The organism is Streptomyces sp. CA189 (genome assembly GCF_056428985.1).
The window spans coordinates 37,004-46,266 of record NZ_JBWJVM010000072.1; the positions used below are offsets into that span (position 1 = coordinate 37,004).

A 9,263-nucleotide genomic window follows, 5' to 3' on the forward strand; every position below is an offset into this window, starting at 1 on the left:
AGAGCAAGGTATCCAGGTCTCGAACTTTGGGTCTCCACAAATGGGTCGCAGAGTTCCGGATATCAGGATGGCGTGCGTTACGTCTGGGGATTCGGCGGCGCCGAGCCTTTGTTTCCCGATACCGTGCCCAAGTCGGTAAACACAGATAGTGAGATCCGCGCACATGATGTGACGGCGCGGCGGTAGGGTTCCGGCATGACGAATCCAGCGCTCGGCGCGGACGAACTCGTGGAGATGCTCGGGCCCTTCGCGGCGGGCTGGCCCGGCCTCGGCCTGACCGTCACCCGCAGCGGGTCCGCGGGCGATCAGGTGACGGTGTGGCAGGGCGTCGACCTCGTCGGCTACACGGAGCCCTCCGACCGGTTCCCGGATCTGCGGGTCTACTTCGCGGCGGTCACGCTCGACACCGGGGGAAACCCGCGCGGTGTGCCCTTCCCGCACGGCTTCCTGCCCCCCGACCCGCTGCGGGCCCGGCACGGCGAACGTCTGCGCTGGCTGCCCTCCGGCCACCCCGACCGCCCCACCGACAACAGCCCCGCACGCCCGGTCACCCCGGTGGAGGCATCGTGACGCAGTGGCCGGCGGGCCCGGTGACCCGGAACGCGACCAGTGCCGAACTGCCGCCGTGGCGGCCGCCGGAGCCGCGTGAGCTGCCGGAGTGGCGTACCCGGATCCGGGAGTACCTGGGTACCGGCCTGGCGATGCAGTCGATGGCGTCCGCGCTCAACGCGGGGCAGGCCACCATCATTCCGACGGTGCCCGGGATGGACGCGAGTGTGGGTGCCGTCGGCGCACAGCTGCTGCTGCGGGAGGAACAGGAGCGGCTACGGCAGGCCCGTCTGTACTACGCGACCGCGGACATGACCGCGCTCGCGCTGGCCGCCGCGGCCACGCCTCCGGCCGAGCCGATCAGCGCCGAGCGGCTTCCCTCGCCGTTCGGGCTGATGCTGTTCGCCGAGCCGATCGGCGGCTACACCATGCGGATGGGTGAGGGGTTCGCGGACGTCACCGTGCCCATCGTCGCGGTGAGCTGGGGCCGTTGGACTCCGCTCGATGTCGCGCTCGACCGCGGGGCCGTGCGCTGGCTGGCGGTGCGCGAGGATCGACCGGCCGTCATCCCGCCCGCGTACAAGGGGGTGTGGATGACGTTCTGGTCGCCCAGCGACGGTGGGCAGTACGCGGCCATGGCCCCGGACGCGGTGGTGGCCATGGGTCCGGACGGCCGGCCTACCACCGCGGCGGACGTGATCAGCATTCAGGGCATGACCGCCCCGCTCGGCTGGGACAACGAACTCGTGCTGGCCTTCGGCGGGAAGTTCGCCGAAGGCCGTCCGGACACCTGCGACCAGTGGGCACAGGTCGTCTACACCGCCTGGCAACTGATCTCCCAGGGCGGCCGCCGGCTCATCGAGTCCGAACCGGTGGAACGGCCGCGGGCCGGACGCAAGCGCGACGCACGCGATGGCATCACCGACACCGGCGACGTCCAGGTGATCCGGATTCACTCCGCACACCGGCCGCCCCGTGAGGCCGCCGAGCAGGACGCGGCCGCCTCGGACGGACGCCGGGCACCGCAGTACACCTGCCGGTGGCCCGTGCGCCCGCACCGCCGGGACCACTGCATGAACACCGCCCTGCACGCGGGCAAGGGCTGTACGCATGAGGAACGGATCATCCCCGCGCACATCCGGGGCCCCGAGGGCAAGCCGTTGCGGGTCAGGGACACTGTCCACCTGTGGGATCAGCAGCCTGAATCCGACACCGGCGACGTCCCCGCGCCCCGCTCTCAGACCTGACCACACGACAGATCGCCACCACACCGAGGAGACCGATGGACATCGATTGGGGCGGCGCCCGCGCCGAGGACACGGGGACCGCGACGGGCACCATCGGCGGCGCCGATGGCGTGCACGCGCCCTCCGGGGCGGTGGTGGTCGACCGTGACGCGCTGGTGGCAACGCTCCGGGACCGGATCGACGCCTACCTGAGCGAGGTGGACCCGGACATCATCGACGCCGACGACCTCGCCGAGTCGCTCGTCTACTACATCGTGCGGAGCAACGGATGATGGCCCTCGGCGTCGGCGGGGCCGTCGCGGCCGTCTCCGCCGCGTTCTGGGCCGGGGTACTGGTCGGCATGGACACCGGCACGGCTGCCCGGGACTCGATCACCACCGCCGCGTGGGCGTCGGCCGCCATCGCGGCCGCGCTGTGGGCTGGGATCCCGTACGTACGCATCTCCGCCGCGCGGGAGGCCGCGAGAATCCGGGCCGGGGGGAGCTTCCGGTGACCGCAACCGCCGGGCTGCCCGCTCAACTCGGCGTACACGCCGCAGGCCTGTCCGGCGGGTACACGGTCCTGCAGGACGGGCGGGTACGGGTACCGGACGGGTACACGGTCGACGCCGAGACGCTGCGGCGGGCCCTTGCCTCCGTCCCGGCCAACACCCGGCGCTCCCGCGACTCGCGGGCGACGGCGTTCGTGGCCTGGTGCAAGGATCACGGGCGCCTACACACCGACCCGGGCACTCTGGCGGACTACGCCACGTGGCTCGCCGGCCGGCGGCATCCGGCCGAGACGATCGCGGCCTACACCAGCACCGTGGCCGGCCGGCTCGCGGTCGATGCCCGCGTACTGGTCTCCGCCTCCGAGCGGGACCTAATCGCCCAGGTGATCGCCCACCGCGCGCAGGAAGAGGCCGCCGACCCGGACGGCCAGGACGACCCGTTGCAGGCGCCGGAGTGCACCCGCCAGGACCTGGCGGCGATGCTCGCGGTCCACTCCCCGGACACGGTGCAGGGCATCCGGGACCGATTCATCTTGGCCCTCGACTGGTACATGGCCGGCCGCGCCTCGGAACCCGCGTCACTGAACCTGCGGGACCTCGCGGTGGAGTCGGCCGAGTACCTGGATCCGGACTCCGGGGAACTCGTGGACCTGGCCGTGCTCGTCGTCACCCTGCGCCGCTCGAAGACCAACGCCTACGCGCGCTCGCGGGACGTCATCCGCATCGCGGCGCAGGACGACGAGACGTGCCCGGTGGCAGCCTGGCGGGCCTGGGAAAGGGTCCTCACCGCGCACGGCGTCACCTCGGGGCCGCTGCTACGGCGCGTCAAGAACAACCGGCTGACCACGGCGGGCCGTCCGCCCGCCGACCCGACCCGGGCCGGCGGCATCGGGGACCGCACCATCCGCAACCTGATCCGCGACTCCGCCCAGTCTGCCGGCCTCACCCGCGAACTCACGCCGGAGGAACGCGCGCTGCTGTCGACGGCGGCCGAGTCGGCGGAGCTCGCGACCGTCGCAGAGCACGCCGAGCGGGCGGCGATCCGGGTACGGCGCCGGCTGGCCCGGCGGGCTCTGCGCCGCTCTCTGCGCCGCTACTCCGGCCATTCGATGCGGCGGGGCCCGGTGCGGCACCTGCAACGGCTCGGTACACCACGGCACGTCATCGAACGTCAGCTGCGGTACGCGCCCGGTTCCAAGGCGCTCGCCCGGTATGAGGACGGTTCCGTGGCCCTGGCGGAGAATCCCACAGTGCCGGCTCGTCTAAGACCCCGGCCGCACTCAGGCGGTTGACTGGCGGGGTGGGGTCAGCTGGGCGGCGATGGAATGTCCAGCCAGCCGCCCTGCACACGCATGAACTTGTCGGGGGGAAAGGCGATGTCCAGGGGGCCGAGGTCTTGAAGGCCGTGGTGCAGTAGGCACAGGTACAGCACATCAGTGGTGGCCAGAGTGTGCCGGTGGCCGTGGTCGTCAGTGATCAGGAGCAAACCGTAGCCGTCCGGGGCGGGCGGCAGCTTCGCCGCCCGGCAAAACTCCTCGTACGGCCCTGTGCCGTGCATGCTGGGTGTGCACCAGCCGTACTGCCACACTCGGGATCTGTCCTGCTTGTGGGCATCCACGCTCATGCCCGGTCAACGAGACCACTGGACAACGGTGCTGGAGGCACCGCCGGCGGGTCACAGCTTCTCGCCGAGACTGCGCAGCAGGGCGGCTGCCTCCTCCAGCCGTTGGAACGTCCCCACTGCCCCGGGGCGGTGGGTCACGTCGGGGTGCCACTTCTTGGCGGCCACACGGTAGGCCTTCTTCAGCGTGGTGGTGCCGTCGTCGCTGAGCTCGGCCAGGCTGAACACAACGGCACGCGCCTCCGCCGAGGTGGCAGGCCTCTGAGCACCCGCACCCGCCCCGCCACCTCGTCGCCTGCGGGCCTGTTCCTCGCCTTCCCGGCGGCGTTGCTGTTCCTCGTGGAAGCGGCGGGCCTGCTCGGCCTCCTCCCGGCGCCGGTCCCGGTACGCACGCTGCTTGCAGGGGTCCCGCCGGTAATGCTCCAGGATTGAACGCTAAGGAATGATCTTGGTCTGAGGGTCTCGGTTCGATCACTGGCGGGACGGCTGTGACGCCTGTTGCCTAGCGTCACGGCTTGTGACTATTGAGTATCTTTCAGAAGACCAGATAGCCCGGTACGGGCGCTTCGCCGGGGAGCCGTCGGCGCAGGAGTTGGAGGAGTTCTTCCGGCTGGACGCGGCGGCCTTGGAGCAGGCGGCAGCCAAACGGCGTCCGCATAATCGCCTGGGCTGGGCTGTGCAGTGGGGCACCGTGCGGATGCTGGGCACCTTCTTGTCGGCACCGGCCGAGATGCCACCTGGGGTGGCCGCGTTTGTCGCGGAGCAGTTGGGGATCGACGATCCGTTGTGTCTGAAGCTGTACCCGGAGCGGTTGCCGACCCAGCACGAGCACGCCCGGGAGATCCGGAAGCTGTTGAAGATCCGCGATTTCGAGGAAGGCGATCTGGCTCTGCGGGAGTACATAGCCGGCCGGGTGTGGGTGTCGAACGAGGGGCCGCGGGGGCTCTTCGACCGGGCGGTGACGTGGCTGTTGCGTAACCGGGTGCTGCTGCCGGGGCTGACGCCGCTGGGCTACCTGGTCGCTGAGGTCCGCAAGGGCGAGCAGGCGCTGATCTACTCGGTGGTGGACGCACCGGTGGATCCGGAGTTCAGGCGTGGGCTGCTGGAGCTCCTCGACGTGCCGGACGGCGCCCAGACCTCGGTTCTGGAGGGGTGGCGCAAGGGCCCGCGGGATGTGTCGGGGCGGGGACAGAAGGCCGCGTTGGAGCGGGCGCGGGACATCCATGGGGTGAAGGCGGGGGAGCTGGACTTGTGGCGGGTGCCGCCGGTGAAGCTCGCGGAGCTGGCCCGGTACGGGATGAGTGCGCATGCGCCGACGCTGCGCAGGCTGGCGGAGCCGCGGCGTACGGCGACGGTGCTGGCCACGATGCGGCACCTGGAGGGCTCCTCCGTCGATGACGCGCTGACGCTGTTCGATGTGCTGATGGCCACGAAGCTGCTGGCCCGCGCGGAGCGCGAGGAGGACAAGGCGAAGCTGAAGGGGCTGCCGAAGCTGCGGAAGGCGGCGGCGAAGGTGGCCAGCGCGGTCTCAGTGCTCCTGGACGTCCCCATCGAGAGCGAGGCCGGCGAGGACGATGGGGAGCCGGTGGCGCTGAGCGTGGCGCAGGCGTGGGAGCGGATCGAGCAGCTCGTTACCCGTGAGGAGCTGGCCAAGGCGATTGTGGAGCTCGGCGAGCTGCTGCCCGAGGGGACGGATGAGGACGCGGATACCGCCTGGCGCAAGCAGTTGCTGGAGCGGTATGCGACCGTGCGGCCGTTCACCTCGCTGCTGGCCGAGGTGATCGGGTGGGGTGCGACGCGGGCCGGCACGCCGATCGTGGAGGCGCTGCGGGAGCTGGGGAAGGTGCAGGCGCGGCGTAAGCCGGGCCCCGAGCACATCGACGCGTCGCTGCTGGACGGGACGTGGCGGCGTCTGGTGCTGGGTAACCCGTTGCTGGCACCGAGCGGGTACATCGACAAGCACGCGTGGACGTTTTGTGTGCTGGAGGCCCTGCACACCGCGCTCAAGCGCCGGGATGTGTACGCCAAGGGGGCGGACAACTGGGGTGATCCGCGCGCACGGCTGCTGTCCGGGCCGGACTGGCAGGTCAACCGGCCCCGGGTACTGACCGCGCTGGAGCTGTCGGGCAGTGCGGACGAGCACCTGGGCGAACTCGAAGTGCTGCTGGACGAGATGTACGCCCACGTCGCGGAGGGCCTGCCGGGCAATGCCGCGGTGGACATCGTGGACGGGAAGATCCGCCTGGACCGGCTGGAGGCGGAGCCCGAGCCTGCCGGATACAGGCCGGTGCATGACGCGGTGCAGGCGATGCTGCCGAGGATCGACTATCCGGAACTGCTCCTGGAAGTCCACGCGCGCACCGGCATGTTCGACTCTTTCGAGCACATCGGCGGGAAGGTCGCCCGCCCCGCTGATCTGGACCTCACGCTGACCGCGCTGCTCGTCTCGAAGTCCACGAATATCGGGTTCGAGCCGGTGATCAAGCCCGGCGAGAAGTCGCTGACCCGCTCGCGGCTGACCGCCGCGGACTGGGGCTACTGGAACCTGCCCGGGATGAGTGCCGCCTCCGGTCTGCTGGTCACCCGGCAGGGCGACATCGACATCGCCTCGGACTGGGGCGGCGGACACGTCGCCTCCGCCGACGGTATGCGCTTCAACGTACCCCTGCGCTCGATCCACACCCGCCCGAACCGGAAGTACTTCACCGGGCGCGGAGCAACCTGGCTCAACGTCGTCTCGGACCGGGTGATGGGCCTGGGCGGCATCGTCATGCCCGGCACGCTGCGCGACTCACTCGGCATCCTGGACGCGATGTTCAACCTCGACGGCCCGGTGCGGCCGGAGATCGTGATCACCGATACCGGTTCGTACAGCGACCTGGTCTTCGGGCTCTTCGCGATCTGCGGCTACCAGTTCTCACCGAGGATCGCCGACATCTCGGACGCCCGGCTGTGGCGCCTGGACATGGCCAAGGACTACGGGCCGCTCCAGCCGGTCTCCCGCCAGCGCGTACAGGTCGAGCGGATACGCCAGAACTGGGAGGACATGCTCCGCGTTGCCGGGTCGCTCCAGACCGGCAAGGTGCGGGCGTACGACCTGCTGCGGATGATGACCAGCGGCGACCGCATGACCGGCCTGGGTGACGCGTTCGCGCACTACGGCCGCATCTTCAAAACCCTCCACCTGCTCCAGTTCATCGACTCCGAGGCATACCGGCGGATGATCGGTGTCCAGCTGAACATCGGCGAGGGCCGCCACGCGCTGGCCCGGAGCATCTTCTTCGGACGGCTCGGCGAGCTCAGGCACGCCTACCGGGAGGGGATGGAGGATCAGTTGGGGGCGCTGGGCATGGCCCTGAACGCGGTGGTTTGGTGGAATACGCTCTATATGGACGCCGCGGTCAAGGAGCTGGAGGCCGGCGGGCTGACCATCTCATCTGAGATCCGCTCCCGCCTCTCCCCGCTGGTCCACGAGCACATCAACTTCCATGGCCGGTATCCGATCGTACGCAGCCACGGCGACGGATCCCTTCGCCCGCTGCGCGACCCGGGCGCCCCCGAGGAGTAGTCCCGGGCAGCGGTCGACCCCGGATCGGGCCCTTGCCCACGGTCGGGGCCGCTGCCGGGTCGGGTACCGGCTCCACCCGGATCGGGGGGAGAACCAGGGAGCCGGTACCCGGAGCGGGCCCCGTGGAGGGGCCCGGACGTCCATGAGTACAGGACACGAGCCGCCGGCCTGGGGATTGGGGCCGGAGTGTCCAGGGAGCTGTCCCTGGACACGGGAGTCCGAGCCGCCGGTGAGGTGCCGCCGCGCAGGATTGGCTGAGGCACTGTCAATTTGTGTGCACTGGAACCGAATCCGCCAGGGAGCTGCCGTCGGCGCGCGTTCGGAAAACCATCTCGAACGACCGAACAAGTGAACTACGCTCAACGCGGTGAACACCAGAAACCGCGGCTTCATAGCCGCCCTCTGCGCTGCTCTCCTCCTGGCAGCCCCCGCGTACGCGCAGGCCGAGCCGACAGCGGTGCCGAGCACGACCGTCATGTACGGCGGGCTCGTCTCCGTCTCCAATCCTCTCCTTCCCCTCGGGTCCAAGGGCCCCCAGACGCCTGCCCCGGGCCTGGCCTCGCTCGCCCCTCAGGTGGCGACCCTGACCGAGCACGGCGACGTGACCGCACTGCGCGACGGAATCACCTACGCCAGCCCCGCCCCTTCGCCCGGCATCGCTGCCGAGGCTGCGGCCGCCCCTGTCCCGTCCGTCACCGTGGAGGACTGCCGCAGCAGGTACCCGAACTACGCGAGCGCCACGTCGGTGGTCATCGACCACTTCAACTACTGCCTCGTGGGCACCTGCGTGTACTACACCCTCAACGGGGAGACCGGCGCGGTCATCGGCACCACGACCTGGCGCTGTGTCGCAGCCGGGCGTGGTGCCCGAGCCACGCGGAGGATGAACTTCGACGTCGGCTACGACCGTTTCCTGGACGTAGGAACCACCAACCTGGCCGCGCATCTGGAGACGCAGCTGACGACCGGCGGGTACAGCGGTACGGACGGGTCCAACCCCGCCTGCGCTGTCAGTGCCACCAGCGGAAACCCCACCAGCCGGATCGCCTGGCAGGGCGGTGCGCGGGCGAGCTACACCGTCACCTCGAACAAGGCCGACGGGTACAGCCGCGACTACCTCTCCCGGTGCGGCATCAGCCTCTACGGCCGCTCCAGCCTGCCGATCTGGGCCGGCATCTTCAACACGGGCGGACGGATGGACTCCGCCACGTACCTCGGAGCCAACGTGAACGCCGCGATCTTCGACCGCGTAATTCCCGTGATGCAGGAGTACAGCCTCTCCTCGACCGCTCACTCCCAGATCGCCAACCACATCTGGGATGCCTTCTACCTCCCTGCCGGAACGATCCCGCAGAAGGCCGGCAAGCAGATCCCCGGCTCCCTCGACTCCGGCAAGCCCCTGACCCGGCTCTACGACCAGTGGGACGATGCGGCCGGAGCCTTCAAGCAGAAGAACGAGTCTGGGAAGAACGCGGCATGCCTCACGCTGCCCACCCCGCCCACCGGCTACGACTGCGACGAGTTCCCCTTCGCCTCCACCTGGGAAGGCGCCGGCGTCGGGGACAACAACTTCTCGGTCCGGTACGTCGACGCCACGCAGAATCGGAGCGCCGGAGGAACCCTCGGGGCCTGGTTCGGCGCGGACCGCATCCTCCACAAGGACGCCTTCTACGTGAACATCGTCAACTGATCTCCAGCTAAACCTCGATGCCCATCGATCGAGCGGCGGGGCGGCCAACACGCCGGCCCCCCCCCCCCCCCGGTCGAGGAAGTAGCGCAGCGATCCGC

9 protein-coding genes are annotated in these 9,263 nt (G+C 70.0%); 7 read left to right on the top strand and 2 right to left on the bottom strand.

All coding sequences use genetic code 11. The annotated features are described in order from the left end of the window. Window positions 1–195 precede the first annotated feature (195 nt). From AC061S_RS35345 to AC061S_RS35365, 5 genes are read left to right on the top strand one after another with little or no spacing between them, the layout of a single operon-like run. Complete coding sequence (locus tag AC061S_RS35345) at window positions 196–570, top strand: hypothetical protein (RefSeq protein ID WP_478689971.1); 375 nt, start codon at window positions 196–198, stop codon at window positions 568–570. Beyond that, window positions 567–1,796 carry a hypothetical protein gene (locus AC061S_RS35350; protein WP_478689972.1) on the top strand — a complete coding sequence of 410 codons (1,230 nt, stop codon included), beginning with the start codon at window positions 567–569 and terminating at the stop codon, window positions 1,794–1,796. The genes AC061S_RS35345 and AC061S_RS35350 overlap by 4 nt, the downstream gene beginning before the upstream one ends. Window positions 1,797–1,831: 35 nt before the next feature. Further along, window positions 1,832–2,068 carry a hypothetical protein gene (locus AC061S_RS35355; protein ID WP_478689973.1) on the top strand — a complete coding sequence of 79 codons (237 nt, stop codon included), beginning with the start codon at window positions 1,832–1,834 and terminating at the stop codon, window positions 2,066–2,068. Further along, window positions 2,065–2,289, top strand: a complete 225-nt coding sequence (locus tag AC061S_RS35360) for a hypothetical protein (protein ID WP_478689974.1) — start codon at window positions 2,065–2,067, stop codon at window positions 2,287–2,289. Before AC061S_RS35355 ends, AC061S_RS35360 begins: the two co-directional genes overlap by 4 nt. Further along, a complete protein-coding gene (locus AC061S_RS35365) occupies window positions 2,286–3,578 on the top strand; it encodes a site-specific integrase (protein WP_478689975.1) in 1,293 nt (430 codons plus the stop codon). Before AC061S_RS35360 ends, AC061S_RS35365 begins: the two co-directional genes overlap by 4 nt. Window positions 3,579–3,592: 14 nt before the next feature. On the opposite strand, the gene AC061S_RS35370 is transcribed toward AC061S_RS35365, so the two are convergent. Further along, window positions 3,593–3,910 carry a hypothetical protein gene (locus tag AC061S_RS35370; protein WP_478689976.1) on the bottom strand — a complete coding sequence of 106 codons (318 nt, stop codon included), beginning with the start codon at window positions 3,908–3,910 and terminating at the stop codon, window positions 3,593–3,595. Window positions 3,911–3,961: 51 nt separating this feature from the next. Beyond that, complete coding sequence (locus AC061S_RS35375; RefSeq protein ID WP_478689977.1) at window positions 3,962–4,135, bottom strand: DnaJ domain-containing protein; 174 nt, start codon at window positions 4,133–4,135, stop codon at window positions 3,962–3,964. A 289-nt stretch (window positions 4,136–4,424) separates the two neighbouring features. Here AC061S_RS35375 and AC061S_RS35380 point away from each other — a divergent pair, with 289 nt between their 5' ends. Together AC061S_RS35380 and AC061S_RS35385 are read left to right on the top strand one after the other, a co-directional pair. Continuing rightward, complete coding sequence (locus AC061S_RS35380; RefSeq protein ID WP_478689978.1) at window positions 4,425–7,475, top strand: Tn3 family transposase; 3,051 nt, start codon at window positions 4,425–4,427, stop codon at window positions 7,473–7,475. 367 nt (window positions 7,476–7,842) lie between these two features. Further along, entirely contained in the window at window positions 7,843–9,165 is a 1,323-nt protein-coding gene (locus AC061S_RS35385; protein ID WP_478689979.1) for a NucA/NucB deoxyribonuclease domain-containing protein, read from the top strand. The last annotated feature ends 98 nt before the right edge of the window (window positions 9,166–9,263 follow it).

Excerpts from the sequence above, each read along its gene's own strand:
- AC061S_RS35345 (WP_478689971.1), top strand. The coding sequence starts at position 196 with ATGACGAATCCAGCGCTCGGCGCGGACGAACTCGTGGAGATGCTCGGG.
- AC061S_RS35370 (WP_478689976.1), bottom strand. The coding sequence starts at position 3,910 with ATGAGCGTGGATGCCCACAAGCAGGACAGATCCCGAGTGTGGCAGTAC.
- AC061S_RS35355 (WP_478689973.1), top strand. The coding sequence starts at position 1,832 with ATGGACATCGATTGGGGCGGCGCCCGCGCCGAGGACACGGGGACCGCG.
- AC061S_RS35360 (WP_478689974.1), top strand. The coding sequence starts at position 2,065 with ATGATGGCCCTCGGCGTCGGCGGGGCCGTCGCGGCCGTCTCCGCCGCG.